Below are 16,792 nucleotides of genomic sequence, written 5' to 3' on the forward strand. Positions count from 1 at the left end.
GGCGGCGCCAGCAATCAGCCACCGAGGATGCGCCGCGCCGCCCGATCTCCCCACCACGCGGCTTCTTCAAACACGGAGTAGCCGGACAGGTCCGCATGCGCGTAGTGGATCGGCCCGGCGCTCTCACGAAGGCGCGCAATGCCCGGTCGAGAGAGGAAGCCCGGTGTGGGAATCGCCATCGCGTGGCCGCGTAGCGTCAGGTCGGCCCGGCGGATCTGGGTGCGCAGGCGGATGCCGTACACCGTATCGAGATCGGCCAGCGCGCGATCGAGCAGTGCTTGCGGCGATGCCTTCAGCAGCCATGCGCGCGCGGCCTTCGGTGTCATGTCAGACAGCGCCACGTAGGCCGTGAACACGCTCTGCGCGGGCGGCCCGACGCGAATGTCCTGGTGATTGGCCACCACATAGCCCAGCCCCGTGCCGCGATACACCACGTTGTCCCACGCCAGCGGCGTGTCGTCGTGTTCGGGCGGAAAGCCGTCGATGAGCAGATTGGCGAGCAGCCACGGCGCGGTTTCAGGCAACTCGGCGGCGGGCACATCAAAGCCCTCGACGACGTGCTTGGCAACGTGCAGCGGCATCGCGCTGACCACGTGATCGGCCAGCAGGCGCACGACGCTGCCGTCTGCCTGCAGTACATCGGCGAAGACGCGTGCGCCGGCCTCGTTCGTCATGCCGATGCGCGCGGCGCTGCCCGGTAGCAAGCGGCCCGGCTCGTTCAATCCGGCAGCTTTGAACATTCGCTCGGCCATCCAGTCCAGCCCTTCCGGCCACGTGAGCACGGTGCCTTGTTCGGCGTTGCTCGCCATGCCGCCGCGGCTGGCGAAATAGGCAATGCCGGCCCAGGCGGAAACGTGATCGGCGGTGACGCCGTAATCGTCGCGGCAGCAGTAGTCGGCATACCAGTGCAGGGTGGAGGCATGGTAGCCCTCGCGGTGCAGCCAGTCGCGGAAGGTGAGCGCATCGAGCGCGCGCCATGCCGGGTCTGCGGACGAGAGCGCCGTGGGCACGGCAAAGACGCGGCGGCCGTCGGCGCCGGTGGTCTGGCGCAGCCGGTCGATGTGGGCGAAGAACCGTGTGTGCTCGGCGCGTTCCGCTTCAGTAATGCCTTCATGCGGCACAAAGCCGTCTTGCCAGCGATTGCCTAGCCACAGGCGTTCATCGGGGGCGTGCACGAGCACGCGTTCGTCGTACGTCGGGCGCAGGGCAAACGGGTCACGCTCGATCACGCCAAAGTCGGCCAGCATCTCGCGCACGTGCGTCGATTCCATCGACGGCAGCGGCAGATAATGCGCTCCGGTCGGGAAGCGCTGCGTACCGAAGGCGCCGCCAGCGGCATTGCCATAGCGCTCCGGGCCTTCTACCACCACCGCGTCGCGCCGGCCGCTTTTTGCGAGTCGCCACGCACAGCTCAATCCGCCGATGCCGCTGCCGCAAATGGCAACGCCCACGCGCCGCGTTTCCGATGGTGCCGGCAGCGTGCGCAGGTCGCGCAGCCGATGGCCCGCAGCCTGGCCGGGCATGCGCACGTTGGGCGTGATTTCGGTAAAGGCGCGAAAGCCTGCCCACGAAGCGGCACCCGCCGCAGCCACACCGGCCGCAGCTGCACCCACAAGAAAGCTGCGTCGCGTTGCCATCAGCGGAGCACGCCGTGCCAGTCTTCTTCGAAATACCGCACCAGCGATTGGTTGTTCAGCCGGTTCGGTTCCACCTGCGGGCGCGGCATGTCGGGCGCGAAGCTGAACATCTGGTGCGTGGTGTCGGCATCCAGGAAGCGCGTCGGCACGCGGTATGAGGTGGGCGGCTGGAAGTCTGCGCGGCCCGGCGCGGCCAGGATGAAGCCCCATTCACCGAAGGACGGCACCAGCGCGTGGTACGGCCATGTGCGATAGCCGGCTTCCTTCAATGTCGCATCCACACACCAGTACGAGCGCGGCGCGAAGTAGGGCGACGTCGCCTGGATGACCACGAGCCCCGTGTCTGCCAAGTGGCGCGACAGCAGCCGGTAGAACGGCACCGAATATAGCTTGCCAATGCTGAAGTTGGACGGGTCTGGAAAATCCACGATGGCGACGTCGAACATGTCGGTAGCGGTCTGCATCCATTGCGCTGCATCGGCGTTGACCACCGTCACGCGCGGGTCGCTGAACGCATGCTGATTGAGCGCGACCAGCGCTTCGGCGTGCGAGAACAGGTTCGTCATGCGCGGGTCCAGGTCGACCAGCGTGACGTGCTCGATCTGCGGGTACTTCAGGATCTGCCGCAGCGCGAGGCCGTCCCCACCGCCCAGCACCAGCACGCGCCGCGCGCCGCGCACCGATTCCAGCGCGGGCAGCACCAGCGCCTCGTGATAGCGGTATTCGTCGCGCGAAGAAAACTGCAGGTTGCCGTTGATGTACAGGCGCAGGTCGTCCTTCCAGCGCGTCACCACCAGCCGCTGATACGGCGAGGAAATCGCGTGGATGATCTCGTCGCCAAAAAGCGCGCGTTCCGACCAATGCGTGAGCTTGTCGGATGCGCCAAAGCCCGCAAGCAATGCTGCAGCCACTGCGCCGGCGCGCCACGCCATCGCCGTGCGCATGCGGGCCGTGAGCGCCAGCTCTGTGCGAAAGTGCCAGAGCGTCCAGACCGCAATCGCCGTATTGAACAGGCCGAACAGGAAGCCGGTGCGCACGAGCCCCAGGCGCGGCGCCAGCACCAGCGGAAACAGTAGCGACACCGCCAGCGCGCCAAGGTAATCGAACGTCAGCACGCGGCTGACGAGATCGGAGAACTTGGCCTGGCGCCGATGCAGCATGCGCATTACCAGCGGGATCTCCATGCCGACCAGCACGCCGATCACCGTCACCAGCGCGTACAGCACCAGCCGGAACGGGGCCGATTCCAGCGCAAACAACGCAAACAGCGCCGCAGCCGACACGCCGCCAAACAGCCCGACCAGCAATTCCAGATCGACAAAGCGGGCGAGTAGCGCCTCGTCCGCCACGTAGCGCGAGAGCCATGAGCCGATGCCCATGGCAAACAGATAGGCGCCGATGATGGAAGAGAACTGCAGGATGGAATCGCCCAGCAGATACGAAGCCAATGCCCCGGCAATCAATTCGTACGCGAGCCCGCACGAGGCAACCACGAAGACGGCGAGGACCAGCAGGGCATTGCCGCGGCCCGCAGGCTGCGTGGGTTCGTATGTGGCGTCAGGCTGCGGCGTCGACATGCTGCGAAGGTGGAAAATGAAGGGGTGTTAACAAACGGCGGATGCCAAGGCGAGCGCGATTGTGCCGCCTTTTTTCCCTCCCGGCGAGCCGGCGGCTGCATGGCCGCATCGGGGGGTACGCAAGCGGCGCATCAGCCGCTATAGTGGCGCCACCTATGTACTGCACGGCCTTCCCATGCCCGACATGACCGCTTCCGTGATCGCCTACGCTTCGCACCTGCTGGCCGGCGCCGTGGTGTTCTCCGGCTTCTTTTTCGTCTACCTGCGCCTGACGCCGTATGACGAGTTCAAGCTGATCCGTGAAGGCAATATTGCGGCAGCGCTGTCGCTGTCCGGTGCGCTGCTCGGCTTCGTGCTGACCATTGCGTCAAGCATCACACATGCCGATGGCCTGGTGCCCTTCCTGTTCTGGGCGGTGATGGCGTCGGTGGTGCAACTGATCGTCTTTCTGGTGCTCACGCGGCTGATGCCGGACTACCGCTTGCAGATCGAGCACAACAATATCGCCGCCGGTATGCTGTTTGGCGTGAGTGCGCTGGCCGTGGGCGTGATCAACGCGGCGTGCCTGTCCTGACCTTGTTCTGATTGTTCCTGCCCCGCGAATCATCGCGAAGGAGTTTGCTGTGAGCCTGTCCAGTTTCATCAAGAAGCAGTTCATCGACATCCTGCAATGGACGGAGAGCGAAGATGGCGTGCTTGCCTGGCGCTATCCGATGCAGGACATGGAAATCCAGAACGGCGGCACCCTGGTCGTGCGCGACTCGCAGATGGCGATGTTCGTCAACGAAGGCCAGATCGCCGACGTGTTCAGCGCCGGCACCTTCAAGCTGACCACGCAGACGCTGCCCGTTCTCACGTACCTGAAGAACTGGGACAAGCTGTTCGAATCCCCCTTCAAGTCCGATGTCTATTACTTCAGCACGCGCCAGCAGCTCGGCCGCCGCTGGGGCACGCCGCAGCCGGTGACGGTGCGCGACAAGGATTTCGGCATGATCCGCCTGCGCGCGTTTGGCGTGTACGCCTACCACGTGGCCGATCCGAAGCTGTTCTACCAGCAGGTGAGCGGCACGCGCGACATCTACACCGTGGATGAAGTCGAGGCGCAACTCGCCCCCGTCATCATGGGTGCGATGGCCACGGCGTTTGGCGAATCCGGCGTGCCGTTCCTGGACCTGGCCGCCAACCAGATGCTGATGTCGAACAAGGTGCGCGAGGCGCTGCTGCCGCAGTTCACGCAGTACGGCCTGGCGCTCGACAGCTTCCAGGTTTCCAGTGTCACGCTGCCGGACGAGCTGCAGGCCGCACTGGACCGCCGCATCAGCATGGACATGACCGGCGACATGCAGCGCTTCACGCAATACCAGACGGCCGAATCGCTGCCGCTGGCCGCGCGCAACGAGGGCGGCATCGCCGGTACGGGCGCGGGTTTGGCGGCAGGGCTGGCGATGGGCCAGGCGATGGCCGACAGCCTGCGCACGGCAGTGCAAGGCAACGCTGGCGGGGCAGCTGCTCCGGCGGCTCAACCTGCGGCTGCGGCACCTGCCGCTCCGGCAGCGGACGACCCCACCGCTCGCCTGGCCAAGCTCAAGGAACTGCTCGACAAGGGCCTCATCACGCAAGCTGACTTTGACGCCGGCAAGGCTGCCGTGCTCAAGGCACTGACCGGAGGCTGAGCTTCGGCCCCGCTGATCGGATGACCGGGCGGCACCGCAAGCCGCCCGTTTTTCTGCGCAATTTTTCGCGCAATCGAACGACCTGACCATGTTTCATGCCAACTGCCCGGCGTGTGGCGCGCCGGTGGAACTGAAGTCTGCCGCTGCCGTCATGGCGGTGTGCAGCTTCTGCAAAAGCACGTTGCTGCGCGACGGCGAGACGCTGTCCGACATCGGCAAGATGTCTGCCGTGCTGGAGGACTACGCGCGCGTGCAGATCGGCACCACCGGGCGCTACAAGAACAAGGCGTTCACCGTTGTCGGGCGCATCCAGTTGCGCTACGACGCGGGCTTCTGGAACGAGTGGTACGTGCTGTTTGACGACGGCACCGATGGCTGGCTCGCAGAGGCGTCCGGGCAGGTCACGATGACGTTCGCGCGCGGTACGCCGGCCAATGCGGTTGCGTTCGAAGGGCTGCGCCCGGGTCAGCTTTACGATGCCGAGGGCACGCAATTCACGCTGTCCGACGTGCGCGAGGCCGATTGCACAGGCGGCCAGGGCGAATTGCCGTTCCGCGTGGGCGAAGGCTGGCATGCGCGCGTGGCCGATGGCCGCCGAGAAGACGCTTTCATCACGCTGGATTACTCCGACGGCACGGCCCCCACGCTCTACGTGGGCGAAGCCACCACGCTCGACGTGCTCAAGTGCCAGCTTCTGCGCACCGACGCGGAGATCAAGGAAACCGCCGGCCGCGTCCCGGGCAAGCTCACGAATCTCGATTGCCCGCAGTGCGGCACGTCGATCCCGTTCAGCCCCGGCCTGACGGGCCATGTGCTGTGCCCCGGCTGCGGCGCAGCCATTGATGCCGCCACGCCGCGCGGCGACATCATTGCGCGCGCGCGGTCGGTGCCGCAGGTGGCCACCACGTTGGAGCTGGGCGACAAGGCGCTCATCGATGGCCTGCAGTGGCAGGTGATCGGCGTGATGCGCCGCACGGTCGTCGACGGCGGAGGCGAATGGTTCGAATACTTGCTGTACACCCCTAAGCGCGGCTTCAGCTGGATGGTCGAAACCGATGACGGCTGGTTCCGCGCCAACGTACTCGACCGCTGGCCCACCCAGCGGGACGGGCGCACCGCAGTGCTCGACGGCAAGGTCTACGCCCGCGACGAGGATTACACCTCGCGAGTGACCTACGCCGCCGGAGCCTTCAACTGGCGTGTCCAATCGGGCGACCAGACGCGCGTTGTCGAATATGCCGCCGGCGAGGAAAGCCTGGCGGCGGAGAGCGACGCGCATGAGCTGACGTGGTCCAAAAGCACGCCGGTCAGCGCCGCGCAGATCAAGGCGTGGTTCGGCAAGGTGGTCGCCGAGCCGGCCAAGGCATCATCGTCGAACTACATGACGGTGGCGGTGGTGGCCTGCGTGCTGCTCGGTCTGCTGAACCTCGTGCCGTTCTTCATGGCGCCCGGCTCCGTGTTCGGTATCACGTTCTTTGCGGCACTGCTGTTGCTGGTGCCCGCGTGGCTGGTCGCCAAGATTGGGGGCGGGGAATGAAGAACTGGTTCGTTCTCTATGCCGTGGCCGTGGTGATTGGCGCGACCTATATGGACTGGAAGGCCGGCTTTGCCGCGCCGCGCACGCCGTCTTACGGCAGCAGCACGGGCGGATCGTCTTACTGGGGCGGCTCATCGGGCGGCAGCGGTTATGGCGGCGGCTTCAGCGGGGGCCACAAGTGACGCGCACTGACGCAGCGCTTTCGGTGGATGAGGCGTCCGCCGCCGTGGGCGAGCATCTTCTGCTCGATCTGTACGGCGTGGCGCCTGCGCTGCTGCGCGATGCCGCTGCACTGGAAACCGCGCTGCGCGATGCTGCCGACGCACTGGGCGCCACCATCCTGCATGCACATCTGCATCGTTTCGATTCCGTGCGCACGGGCTTGCCTGCTGGCGAGCAGGGCGGCGTGACCGGTGTGTTATTGCTTGCCGAATCGCATCTTTCCATTCACACCTGGCCCGAGCACGGCTTTGCTGCCATCGATGCGTTCATGTGCGGCACTGGCACGACGCATGCCGCGCGCGCGGTGTTCGAGCGTGCGTTGGCGCCGGAACGTGTTGACGTGCGCGTCGCCCGCCGCGGCGGCGAGCCTGCGCCGAACTGATCTACACCGGCTGGCCGTCGAATATCACGCGATTGCGCCCCAGCCGTTTGGCAGCGAGCAGCGCGGCATCGGCGCGCATGATGAGGTCTGTGGGCGTACACAGGTTGCGCCCCGGCTCGCAGCTCGCCAGGCCCAGGCTGATGGTGCAGCGAATGTCGGCCTCGGGCGTGGCAATCACCAAGGCTTCCACCGCGCTACGGAGTCGTTCCGCGATGCTGGCGGCCTGCTGGGTGGTCGTGTCGGGCAGCAACACCAGGAATTCTTCGCCGCCGTAGCGGCCCACCGCATCGACGGGGCGTGAATTCACCCGCAGCGTGCGCGCGATTTCAATCAATACCGTATCGCCCGCGGGGTGACCGTAGGTATCGTTCACGCGCTTGAAGTGGTCCACGTCCACCACCAGCAATGAAAGCGGCTGCCCGTGCCGCATCGCGTGGCCACATTCGCGTGTGAGCAGTTCCATCGCAGCGCGCCGGTTCCAGATGCTCAGCATCGGGTCGGTCAGGCTCTCATGGCGTGCGACCTGCAGCTCGGTCAGGATGGAGCGCTGCGTTTCGCTCAGTTCACGTTCGCGAAAACCCGATTCCACCCAACTGGCCAAGTCGTCGAGCAGCTCTTGCTCGGCCTGGTCGAACTCTCGCGGCTTCTGGTCGATCACGCAGAGCGTGCCGACGGCGTAGCCCGCTAGGTTCCTGACGGGCCGCCCGGCATAGAAACGGATGTGCGGCGCGCCGATAACGAGCGGGTTATCGGCAAAGCGCGGGTCGGCCATGGCGTCGGGAATGACCAGCATCTGGTCTTCGGCCACGGCATGCCCGCAGAACGAGATGTCGCGCGGGGTCTCGCGCACGCTCAGACCGATGCACGATTTGAACCACTGGCGCTGGGCGTCGATGAGCGACACGAGCACGATGGGCGCTTCAAACACCCGCTTGGTCGTGCGCGTGACGCGGTCGAACAGTTCCTCATCCGGCGTGGACAGCAACAGCATGTCCTGGAGGGAGGCCAGACGTTCTGCTTCGTTATCCGGAATGGGGGCGGGTTTCATGCGCAGGGGGCGCCGGTCGGGCCGGCGCGCTTGAAACGGGCAATGGGAGAGGGATAGCTCACGCGTAGCAAGCCGCGGGCCCGCGACACATCACGTTAGTGGCCGACCATGTTCTCCGGCCGCACCCACGCATCGAACTGCTCGGGCGTGACATAGCCCAGCGCCAGGGCGGCTTCGCGCAGGCTCGTACCTTCCTTGTGCGCTTTCTTGGCAATCTGCGCCGATTTGTCGTAGCCAATATGCGGGTTGAGCGCCGTCACCAGCATCAGCGAGCGCTGTACCAACTCGGCGATACGGTCGCGGTTCGGCTCGATGCCCGCTGCGCAATGGTCGTTGAAGCTGCGCATGCCGTCGGCCAGCAGGCGCACGCTATGCAGGAAGTTGTAGGCGATCATCGGGCGGAACACATTCAGTTCGAAGTTGCCCGATGCGCCGCCGATGTTCACTGCAACGTCGTTGCCGAACACCTGCGCGCATAGCATCGTCACGGCTTCGCTTTGCGTGGGGTTGACCTTGCCCGGCATGATGGACGAGCCCGGCTCGTTCTCGGGGATGGAGATTTCGCCCAGGCCGCTACGCGGGCCGCTGGCCAGCCACCGGATGTCGTTGGCAATCTTGGTGAGGCTGGCGGCCAGCGTTTTCAGCGCGCCGTGCGCGTGTACGAGGCCATCCGCCGATGCCATGGTCTCGAACTTGTTCGGCGAGGTGATGAAGGGCAGGCCGGTCAGTTGCGCCAGTTCTGCTGCCACCTGTTCTGCGTAGCCGCTGGGGGCGTTCAGGCCTGTGCCGACGGCCGTGCCGCCCAGCGCCAGTTCGCACAGGTGGGGCAGGGCGGCGTTCAGGTGCGTCTCGTTGTGCTGCAACTGCGCGACGTAGCCCGAGAACTCCTGGCCAAGCGTGAGTGGCGTCGCGTCCTGCAGATGCGTGCGGCCAATCTTGATGATGTCGTTGAAATCCTCGGCTTTCTTGGCGAGCGTCTCGCGCAGCGTGCGCAGCGAGGGCAGCAGGTGCCGCGTGATGGCCGTCACGGCCGCCACGTGCATCGCCGTGGGGAACACGTCATTGGACGACTGGCTGCGGTTGACGTCATCGTTCGGATGCACGAGGCGCGCTTCGCCACGCTCGCCGCCCAGCAGTTCGCTGGCGCGGTTGGCTAGCACCTCGTTCATGTTCATGTTGGTCTGCGTGCCCGAGCCCGTTTGCCAGACCACCAGCGGAAATTCATTCGGGTGCTTGCCTGCGATGACTTCATCGGCTGCCCCCACGATGGCGTTGGCCTTCTCCGCGGAGAGCAGCCCGAGCCGATGGTTGACGGTGGCGCTGGCACGTTTGATGCGGGCGAGCGCGTCGATCAACTCGCGCGGCATGCGGTCGCCGGCAATGTCGAAGTTCTGCAGCGAGCGTTGCGTTTGTGCGCCCCACAGGTGGTCGGCAGGGACTTCAATGGGGCCAAAGGTGTCGCGTTCGGTACGGGTCGTCATGGCAGAGGAATGGCACGAGGTGACTGGAATGAACGCTCCAGTATAGGCAGAGCCCAGTGCCCCTGTTGGCGGTAGGGCGGATACGCCAGCTTGGCCGAGTACAGCGTTTGCGGGCTCGGGCGAGGCACGCCACAATGACGGCTGCCTCGCACACCCCGCCGCTTCCGCCTCCCCGCCCCATGCCCACCACGCCCTCCGCCTCGCTCGACAAATCGCTGAAACCGCTCCTCTGGCTGGTGGCCATGGGTCTGTTCATGCAGACCCTCGATTCCACCATCGTCAACACCGCCTTGCCGGCCATGGCGCGCAGCCTGTCGGAAAGCCCGCTGAAGATGCAGTCGGTCATCATCGCCTACACGCTGACGACCGCCATGCTGATGCCGGCCTCGGGCTGGCTGGCCGATCGCTTCGGCACGCGAAAGATGTTCTTCGCCGCCATCTTCCTGTTCACGATCGGTTCCTTGCTCTGCGCGGAGTCCCGCAGCCTGACCATGCTGATTGCCTCCCGCGTGGTGCAAGGCGTGGGCGGCGCGCTGCTGATGCCCGTGGGGCGGCTGACGGTGCTGCGGGTGGTGCCGCGGGAGCAGTTTTTGCCCGCCATGAGTTTCGTCACTATCCCGGGGCTGATCGGCCCGCTGATCGGCCCGACGCTGGGAGGCTGGCTGGTGGAGGCCGTGTCGTGGCACTGGATCTTCCTGATCAATATTCCCGTGGGGGTGATCGGCGCGCTGGTCACGCTCAAGGTGATGCCCGATGTGCACGCTGAAGACGACAACCGCTTCGACTGGTCCGGCTACCTGATGCTGGCCTTTGGCATGGCGGCGGTGTCGTTCTCGCTCGATGGGCTGTCGGAACTGGGCTTCCAGCACGCCACGGTGCTGGTGCTGCTGATCTTCGGTCTGGCCGCGCTCACGGCTTACTGGCTGCATGCGGGGCGCGTGACCGGGCCGCTGTTTCCGCGCACGCTGTTCGGCATTCCGAGCTTTTCGATTGGTGTGCTGGGCAATCTGTTTGCGCGCATCGGCAGCGGCGGGATGCCGTTCCTTATTCCTCTGCTGCTGCAGGTGAGCCTGGGCTACACGCCGCTGCAGGCCGGGCTGATGATGGTGCCGGTGGCCGCTGCCGGCATGGCCGCCAAGCCGTTGGGCACGTGGGCCATCAAGCGCTACGGATATCGCCGCATGCTCTCTGTCAACACGGTCATGGTCGGCCTGATGATGGCCAGCTTTGCTGTGATGACGCCCAACGTGCCGGTGTGGCTGCGCATCGTGCAATTGGCGGTCTTCGGCACCTTCAACTCGATGCAGTTCACGGCCATGAACACGCTCACGCTGAAGGACCTGACCGGCCCGCTGGCCAGCGCTGGCAACAGCATGCTGTCGATGGTGATGATGCTGTCGATGAGCCTGGGCGTGGCCGCAGCCGGCGCGTTGCTCACGGGCTTTACGGACTTCACCGCCGGGCCGGAAGGGCGCGACACGCTGGCTGCGTTCCACAAGACGTTTGTCTGCGTGGGCGTCATGACCTGCGCGGCCGCGTGGATCTTCGCCCAGCTCTCGCGCTTCGAGTCGACGCAGGTCGTCAAGCAGCCCGAGTTGGAGGTGCATTGACTGCACCCTTCGGCGATCGCGCTGGCTACTTTTTCCAGTAGCCGCGCATCTTCTTGCTCAGGTCGACCTTGGCTGCGGCACGCGCTTCTGCAGCAGGGTCCGCGCCGGGCTCCGGTTCCGGCCATGCGCACGCTTCGAACAGCGGTAGCAGCGCAGGCGGAATGAAGCGCGTGCGCGACGCGTAGATGTGCCGATCGCCATTGGGTGTTTGCTGCGTGACGTAGAAGCGCTGCGGCACCAGGATGTCCAGATGCTCGCGCGCACGGGTCATCGCCACGTAGAGCAGCCGGCGTTCTTCTTCCAGTTCTTCATGCGAACCGGCGCCCAGATCGGCCGGCATGCAGCCGTCCACGGCGTTCAGCACATACACCGCCTTCCACTCCTGGCCTTTCGATGAGTGAATGGTCGAGAGGATCAGGTAGTCCTCATCGCGGTACGGGTCGCCCGATTCATCGCTGGTCAGCTCGGGCGGGTCGAGCGTCATCTCGGTCAGGAAGCGCTCGCGCGTGGCGTACGTGGCGGCCATGCGGGCGAGCTGGTCCAGATCGCCCTGGCGCACGGCTGCGTCGTCGTGCAGGCGCTCCATGTGCGGCGTGTACCAGGCGCCTACGGCTTCGAGTTCGCCAGCCCATTCCAGACTGTCTTTGGGCGTGCGCAGGGCTTGCATGAGTGCCATCAGCGCAGACCAGTCGCCGGCCAGCCGTGCCGGTGGCTCGTAGGCAAGCAGTGCGGCAATCGGGTCCGCCGCTTCCGCCATGGCGTCGAGCACGCGTGCCGCCGTGGCAGGGCCCGCACCCGGCAGCAGCTGGATCACGCGAAACCCGGCAATGCGGTTACGCGGGTTCTCGGCCCAGCGCAGTACCGAAAGCACATCCTTCACATGCGCGGCTTCCAGAAACTTGAGGCCGCCGTATTTCACAAACGGGATGTTGCGGCGCGTGAGCTCGATCTCCAGCGGCGCGCTGTGGCTCGCGGTGCGAAACAGCACCGCCTGCGATTTCAGCGTCAGCCCACCTTCCCGGTGATGCAGCACCCGCTCGGCCACGCAGCGCGCCTGCTCGGCTTCGTCACGCACCGAAATCAAACGCGGGCGATGCGTCGATGCGCGGTCCGTCCACAACGTTTTGGCAAAGCGCTCCGTTGCGAAGCGCATCACGCCGTTGGAGGCATCCAGAATCGGTTGCGTCGACCGGTAATTGCGCTCCAGCAGCACGGTGTGCGCCGGCCGCGAAAAGTGGCGCGGAAAATCGAGGATGTTGCGCACCGTCGCCGCGCGAAATGCGTAGATCGATTGCGCGTCGTCGCCCACCACGGTAACGCCGCGGCCGTCCGGGCGCAGCACACGCAGGATGGACGACTGCAGCCGGTTGGTGTCCTGGTATTCGTCGACGAGGATGTGGTCGAAGCGCGCGCCGATCTCGGCCGCCAGTTCTGCGTCAGACACCATCGCGTGCCAGTAGAGCAGCAGGTCGTCGTAATCGAGCACGTGCTGCGCCTGCTTGGCTTCGACATATGCATCGAACAGCGTGCGCAGCTGCGTTTCCCACATCGCGCACCACGGAAAGTGGTGCTTGAGCACGGCGTTCAGCGGGCTCTCGGCGTTGATGGCGCGCGAGTAGATCGCGATGCACGTCTGCTTGAGCGGGAAGCGGCGTTCCTTGGTCGACAGGTTCAGCTCATGGCGCACAACGTTGAGCAGATCGGCCGAATCGCTGCGGTCGTGGATGGTGAAATCGGGCGCGAGGCCGACGCGCTCGGCGTATTCACGCAGCAGGCGCGCGCCGATGCCGTGGAAGGTACCGGCCCAGGGCAGGGTGGTTTTGTACGAAGTGCCAGCCGAATTGAGGGCGTTGTTCGATCGCTCGCCCTGCATGGCACGCGCCAGCAGGTGGCCGGCGCGGTTGGACAGCTCGCTCGCCGCCCGGCGGGAAAACGTCAGCAGCAGGATGCGTTGCGGATCGGCGCCGTTGGCCACCAGGTGCGCCACGCGCCAGCCCAGCGTGTGCGTCTTGCCGGACCCGGCTCCGGCCAGCACGAGGAGCGGGCCGGTTTCCGCCGCGTCTGCCCCGGAAATACCGAACTCGACCGCCTGGCGCTGCTGGTCGTTCAGTTGGGCCAGGTAGCCGGGGCTGGCCGGGGCATTGGCGGTGTCAGGGGTGGAGGAGGCGGTAAGCACGGCATGGCGTCACAAAAAATAACTGTATGAATATACAGCACCGTGCTGCCTGCTTTCGGAAAGTGAGGGCGGTGAATGGGAGGGTGGATCAGATCCCGTCCTGCAGCTTCTTCGCGAAATCCTGCGGTGAAGCACGCCGGTTGACGGCCTCCACCAGGTCCGCCAGGAACCAGGGCAGCACGAGCTGCGTGCCTGGATCGCTCAGCCCGATGCGGAGTGTGTCCGTAGACGCCGGTTCGGCGGCTTTGGCCGGCTGGATCGGCTGACTGTGGGCGAGCATCCCTTGCAGGTCCTGATCGGTGAATGTGAAGGTCGACGTGGTCAGGGCCGAAGCGGACATTGCTGCCGACATCAGCGTCGCGGCCACGACAAGGTGTTTGAGGGTGGTGGCAGGCATCGTGGCCTCCAGGGCAAAACGGTTGGGTGGGTAGATGACCGGCGCGCAGCGCGATGGCCGCGGCAATGATCCTCCCTCCGATCCTGGCGGTGGCTTAGGGTTCCGTTTCGCTCAGGAAAACCTAAATATCGCGTGCAATTCGATCAGTTGGCCTGCGGTTGCAGGGCGATCACCGCCATTCCCGTCAACGCAATGGCCGCACCGCCGATGTCCCAGCGCGTGAGCGTCACGCCGTCGACCAGGCGCAGCCACACCAGCGCCACGGCGATATACATGCCGCCGTATGCGGCATAGGTGCGGCCGGCTGCGGTCGGGTGCAGCGTCAGCAACCACGCAAACAGCGCCAGCGAGGCGGCCGCCGGCAGTAAGAGCCAGACCGGCTTGCCCTGCCGCAGCACGAGCCAGGGTAGATAGCAACCGACGATTTCCGCCACGGCGGTGACGGCAAACAGCACGGCAATACGAAGCAGTTCCAAAGCGGGCCTCGGAGCAATCAAGACGCAGACGGCGCAGATTGTGGCATGCAGGGCGGCGCTGCCACACGGTCTCAGGCGACCTCAGGCCGGCGAGGGGGCATGCGTCTGCAGCAACGCATCGATTTCGGCTTGCGTGCCTGCATACGCGCCGGTGCGCGTGGCGGTGAGAGCGGCCGCCGCAGCGGCTTGGCGCAAGTGCGCTTGCACGGGCGCTTCGGGCGATTGCAGCAGGCTCGCCAGCCAGCTGCCCATGGCGGCATCGCCGCAGCCGACGGTGTCCGCCACCGGCACGGCAAAGGCCGGTTGGGCGATACGCGGATCGTCTTGCCCACCGTGCGCCGCTGCCATCCATTCCATGCCCTCCGCCCCGAGCGTGAGCAGGATGTCGGCCTGCGGCGCGAGGGTGCGCAGCGTGGTCAGTGGATCGGCATCCCCGGGAAACAGTTGGCGCAAATCTTCATCCGACACCTTGATGACCGATGCGATGGCAGCCATGCGCAGCAGCAGCGGCGCGTAGTGCGGAGCGTTCATCGCCGTGCGCCAGTTCGGGTCGAAGGTGATGCGGGTGCCTTGCGCGGCCAGCGTTTCGGCCAGCGCCACGAGGCGGCTGCCCAGCGGCTCGCGCGCCAGGCTGATGCAGCCGAAGTGGGCGATCTCCACGGCCGTTTGCCAGCCGGCGGGCAGGGCTTGCGCATCGAAATGCAGATCGGCGCTGTCATCGCCCACGAAGAAATAGTGCGGCGGCTGGATGGACGTGACCATCGCCAGCAATGGCGAGCGGTCGACCCGCTGCAGAAAGCGCAAGTCGAGGCCAGCCGCCTGGGAATCGGCGAAGAGCGCATCGCCGAACACGTCGTTGCTGATGGCGCCTGCGTAGCCCGTGGGCACGCCCAGGCGCGCTGCCACGCGCGCGACGTTCCAGCATGCGCCGCCTGGCCGGGCGAGCCATTGGCCGTTGCCTTGGTGCAGGAAATCGGTCAGCGCTTCGCCAAAGACGACGAGGCGGGGCAAGGGCAGGGCGTCGGTCATGCGGGCAAGGGCAGCTCAGTCGTTTGGGCGGAAGGTGTAACCGGCAGCGGCGAAGCACGCTGATACAGCGCACGGAATGTCGACAGCCGTTCAGCAAGGCGTGCGTGGCGTGTGGCATCGGGCCGATACGTGGCTTGCACGGGCGGCTTGGCGCAGACGGCCGCTTCGATGCCGCCATCGGCCATCCAGCCCAGGCGCGCGGCACCGAGCGCGCCACCGGCTTCGCTGCCGACATGCGTTGTCAGTTCTGTGTTGAGGGTGTCGGCCAGCAACTGCGCCCAGAATGGACTGCGCGAGCCGCCGCCCACAAACGAGAGCGATGCAACCTGCGTGCCCGCTGCGCGCAATGCGTCCAGGCCATCCGCCATGCCGAAGGCGACGCCCTCGATCACGGCGTAACCGAGCGCGGCGCGGTCGCTGGCATGCGTGAGGTTGTGAAAATGGCCTTGCGCAAACGCATCGTTGTGCGGCGTGCGCTCGCCGCTGAGGTAGGGCAGGAAGAACGGTGCGGACTTGCGTTCAGATTCGGCCACTGCGGCAATTTCAGGCAGCAGCGTGGCTTCCGGCACGCTTGTCAGCCGGCAGAACCAGCGCAGGCAGCTCGCGGCGGACAGCATCACGCTCATCTGATGCCAGCGCCCCGGCAGCGCATGGCAGAACGCGTGCACGGCTTGAGCCGGGTTTGGGCGGAAGCGGTCATTGACGACAAAGATCACGCCCGACGTGCCCAGCGACAGAAAGCCATCGCCCGGCTGGGTCGCACCGATGCCCACAGCGCTGGCCGCACCATCGCCGCCGCCGCCAGCAACGACGACGCCACGCGCCAGGCCCCATGCATCGGCCACCTCGGGCAGCAGCGTGCCGCTGGGCGCGCTGCCTTCTACCAGGCGTGGCATCTGGCTGCGTGACAAGCCCGTCGCGGCGAGCAGTTCGTCAGACCACGCGCGCTGTGCCACGTCCAGCCACAGCGTGCCGCCCGCGTCCGATGGGTCGGATGCGCGCTCGCCCGTCAGGCGAAGGCGCAGGTAATCCTTGGGCAGCATCACGCAATCAATGGCGTTGAACACATCGCGCTCATGGCGTGCGCTCCACAGCAGCTTCGGCGCGGTAAAACCGGGCATTGCCAGGTTGCCGGCAACGGTATGCAGCTCGGGCACGCGGCGGGTGAGTTCAAGGCATTCCACGGTGCTGCGTGTGTCGTTCCAGAGCATGGCGGCACGCAGCACGCGGTTGCGTGCGTCGAGCAGCACCGCGCCGTGCATCTGGCCCGACAGGCCGATCGCGCGTGTGGCGGCAAAGGCTTCCGGTGCGGCCTCGCGCAGCTTGCCGATAGCGGCGCTGGTGGCCTGCCACCAGTCTTCCGGCGTCTGCTCGGCCCAACCCGGATGCGGCCGCGATACGGTGAGCGGCTCGCCCGCCGTGCCGACGATGGCGCCCGCTGCATCGAGCAGCAGTATTTTGACTTCCGAGGTTCCGAGATCGATGCCGAGGTACATGGGGCCGCCGGGTCCGGTTGCTTGAACCGTGGATTGTCGCGCGAATCCGCT

General features: G+C 66.0%; 15 protein-coding genes. 6 read left to right on the top strand and 9 right to left on the bottom strand.

The window, feature by feature from the left end:
* Window positions 1-14: 14 nt before the first annotated feature.
* Together ACEN9T_RS00780 and ACEN9T_RS00785 are read right to left on the bottom strand one after the other, a co-directional pair.
* Window positions 15-1,637 carry an NAD(P)-binding protein gene (locus ACEN9T_RS00780; RefSeq protein WP_413706134.1) on the bottom strand — a complete coding sequence of 541 codons (1,623 nt, stop codon included), beginning with the start codon at window positions 1,635-1,637 and terminating at the stop codon, window positions 15-17.
* Window positions 1,637-3,214, bottom strand: coding sequence for a polyamine aminopropyltransferase (locus tag ACEN9T_RS00785; RefSeq protein WP_413706135.1), 1,578 nt, complete (start codon window positions 3,212-3,214; stop codon window positions 1,637-1,639). The genes ACEN9T_RS00780 and ACEN9T_RS00785 overlap by 1 nt, the downstream gene beginning before the upstream one ends.
* Window positions 3,215-3,389: 175 nt before the next feature.
* Between ACEN9T_RS00785 and ACEN9T_RS00790 the strand changes: the two genes are divergently transcribed.
* From ACEN9T_RS00790 to speD, 5 genes are all read left to right on the top strand, one after another.
* Window positions 3,390-3,788, top strand: a complete 399-nt coding sequence (locus tag ACEN9T_RS00790; RefSeq protein ID WP_260772704.1) for a DUF350 domain-containing protein — start codon at window positions 3,390-3,392, stop codon at window positions 3,786-3,788.
* A gap of 49 nt (window positions 3,789-3,837) precedes the next feature.
* Window positions 3,838-4,887 (top strand): SPFH domain-containing protein, encoded by a 1,050-nt coding sequence (locus ACEN9T_RS00795; protein ID WP_413706136.1) that lies wholly within the window; start codon window positions 3,838-3,840, stop codon window positions 4,885-4,887.
* 88 nt (window positions 4,888-4,975) lie between these two features.
* Entirely contained in the window at window positions 4,976-6,424 is a 1,449-nt protein-coding gene (locus tag ACEN9T_RS00800) for a DUF4178 domain-containing protein (protein WP_413706137.1), read from the top strand.
* The gene (locus tag ACEN9T_RS00805; RefSeq protein WP_039375299.1) at window positions 6,421-6,606 is read left to right on the top strand and encodes a hypothetical protein; all 186 of its coding nucleotides are present in this window, start codon (window positions 6,421-6,423) and stop codon (window positions 6,604-6,606) included. The genes ACEN9T_RS00800 and ACEN9T_RS00805 overlap by 4 nt, the downstream gene beginning before the upstream one ends.
* Complete coding sequence (gene speD, locus ACEN9T_RS00810; protein ID WP_092972082.1) at window positions 6,603-7,028, top strand: adenosylmethionine decarboxylase; 426 nt, start codon at window positions 6,603-6,605, stop codon at window positions 7,026-7,028. The genes ACEN9T_RS00805 and speD overlap by 4 nt, the downstream gene beginning before the upstream one ends.
* Window position 7,029: 1 nt before the next feature.
* Here speD and ACEN9T_RS00815 read toward each other — a convergent pair whose 3' ends face one another.
* Complete coding sequence (locus tag ACEN9T_RS00815; protein ID WP_413706138.1) at window positions 7,030-8,076, bottom strand: diguanylate cyclase; 1,047 nt, start codon at window positions 8,074-8,076, stop codon at window positions 7,030-7,032.
* 95 nt (window positions 8,077-8,171) lie between these two features.
* Complete coding sequence (gene fumC / locus ACEN9T_RS00820; protein ID WP_413706139.1) at window positions 8,172-9,557, bottom strand: class II fumarate hydratase; 1,386 nt, start codon at window positions 9,555-9,557, stop codon at window positions 8,172-8,174.
* A gap of 179 nt (window positions 9,558-9,736) precedes the next feature.
* Between fumC and mdtD the strand changes: the two genes are divergently transcribed.
* Window positions 9,737-11,167 carry a multidrug transporter subunit MdtD gene (gene mdtD, locus ACEN9T_RS00825; protein WP_092972079.1) on the top strand — a complete coding sequence of 477 codons (1,431 nt, stop codon included), beginning with the start codon at window positions 9,737-9,739 and terminating at the stop codon, window positions 11,165-11,167.
* Window positions 11,168-11,192: 25 nt separating this feature from the next.
* Here mdtD and ACEN9T_RS00830 read toward each other — a convergent pair whose 3' ends face one another.
* The 5 genes from ACEN9T_RS00830 to xylB form a co-directional block, all read right to left on the bottom strand.
* Window positions 11,193-13,343: an ATP-dependent helicase gene (locus ACEN9T_RS00830; protein WP_413706140.1), complete on the bottom strand. Its 2,151-nt coding sequence runs from the start codon at window positions 13,341-13,343 to the stop codon at window positions 11,193-11,195.
* Window positions 13,344-13,431: 88 nt separating this feature from the next.
* A complete protein-coding gene (locus ACEN9T_RS00835; protein ID WP_413706141.1) occupies window positions 13,432-13,740 on the bottom strand; it encodes a hypothetical protein in 309 nt (102 codons plus the stop codon).
* Window positions 13,741-13,883: 143 nt separating this feature from the next.
* The gene (locus tag ACEN9T_RS00840) at window positions 13,884-14,216 is read right to left on the bottom strand and encodes a YnfA family protein (protein WP_260772698.1); all 333 of its coding nucleotides are present in this window, start codon (window positions 14,214-14,216) and stop codon (window positions 13,884-13,886) included.
* Between the two features lie 81 nt (window positions 14,217-14,297).
* Window positions 14,298-15,245, bottom strand: coding sequence for a carbohydrate kinase family protein (locus tag ACEN9T_RS00845; protein WP_413706142.1), 948 nt, complete (start codon window positions 15,243-15,245; stop codon window positions 14,298-14,300).
* Entirely contained in the window at window positions 15,242-16,741 is a 1,500-nt protein-coding gene (xylB, locus tag ACEN9T_RS00850) for a xylulokinase (protein WP_413706143.1), read from the bottom strand. The genes ACEN9T_RS00845 and xylB overlap by 4 nt, the downstream gene beginning before the upstream one ends.
* Window positions 16,742-16,792 lie beyond the last annotated feature (51 nt).

Source organism: Ralstonia sp. Ralssp110, assembly GCF_047325135.1.
Taxonomy (GTDB): domain Bacteria; phylum Pseudomonadota; class Gammaproteobacteria; order Burkholderiales; family Burkholderiaceae; genus Ralstonia; species Ralstonia mojiangensis.

Coding starts and splice junctions, on each gene's coding strand:
- ACEN9T_RS00805 (WP_039375299.1), top strand. CDS start 6,421: ATGAAGAACTGGTTCGTTCTCTATGCCGTGGCCGTGGTGATTGGCGCG.
- ACEN9T_RS00800 (WP_413706137.1), top strand. CDS start 4,976: ATGTTTCATGCCAACTGCCCGGCGTGTGGCGCGCCGGTGGAACTGAAG.
- ACEN9T_RS00845 (WP_413706142.1), bottom strand. CDS start 15,245: ATGACCGACGCCCTGCCCTTGCCCCGCCTCGTCGTCTTTGGCGAAGCG.
- ACEN9T_RS00785 (WP_413706135.1), bottom strand. CDS start 3,214: ATGTCGACGCCGCAGCCTGACGCCACATACGAACCCACGCAGCCTGCG.
- ACEN9T_RS00790 (WP_260772704.1), top strand. CDS start 3,390: ATGCCCGACATGACCGCTTCCGTGATCGCCTACGCTTCGCACCTGCTG.
- ACEN9T_RS00780 (WP_413706134.1), bottom strand. CDS start 1,637: ATGGCAACGCGACGCAGCTTTCTTGTGGGTGCAGCTGCGGCCGGTGTG.
- ACEN9T_RS00835 (WP_413706141.1), bottom strand. CDS start 13,740: ATGCCTGCCACCACCCTCAAACACCTTGTCGTGGCCGCGACGCTGATG.
- fumC (WP_413706139.1), bottom strand. CDS start 9,557: ATGACGACCCGTACCGAACGCGACACCTTTGGCCCCATTGAAGTCCCT.
- xylB (WP_413706143.1), bottom strand. CDS start 16,741: ATGTACCTCGGCATCGATCTCGGAACCTCGGAAGTCAAAATACTGCTG.
- mdtD (WP_092972079.1), top strand. CDS start 9,737: ATGCCCACCACGCCCTCCGCCTCGCTCGACAAATCGCTGAAACCGCTC.
- ACEN9T_RS00815 (WP_413706138.1), bottom strand. CDS start 8,076: ATGAAACCCGCCCCCATTCCGGATAACGAAGCAGAACGTCTGGCCTCC.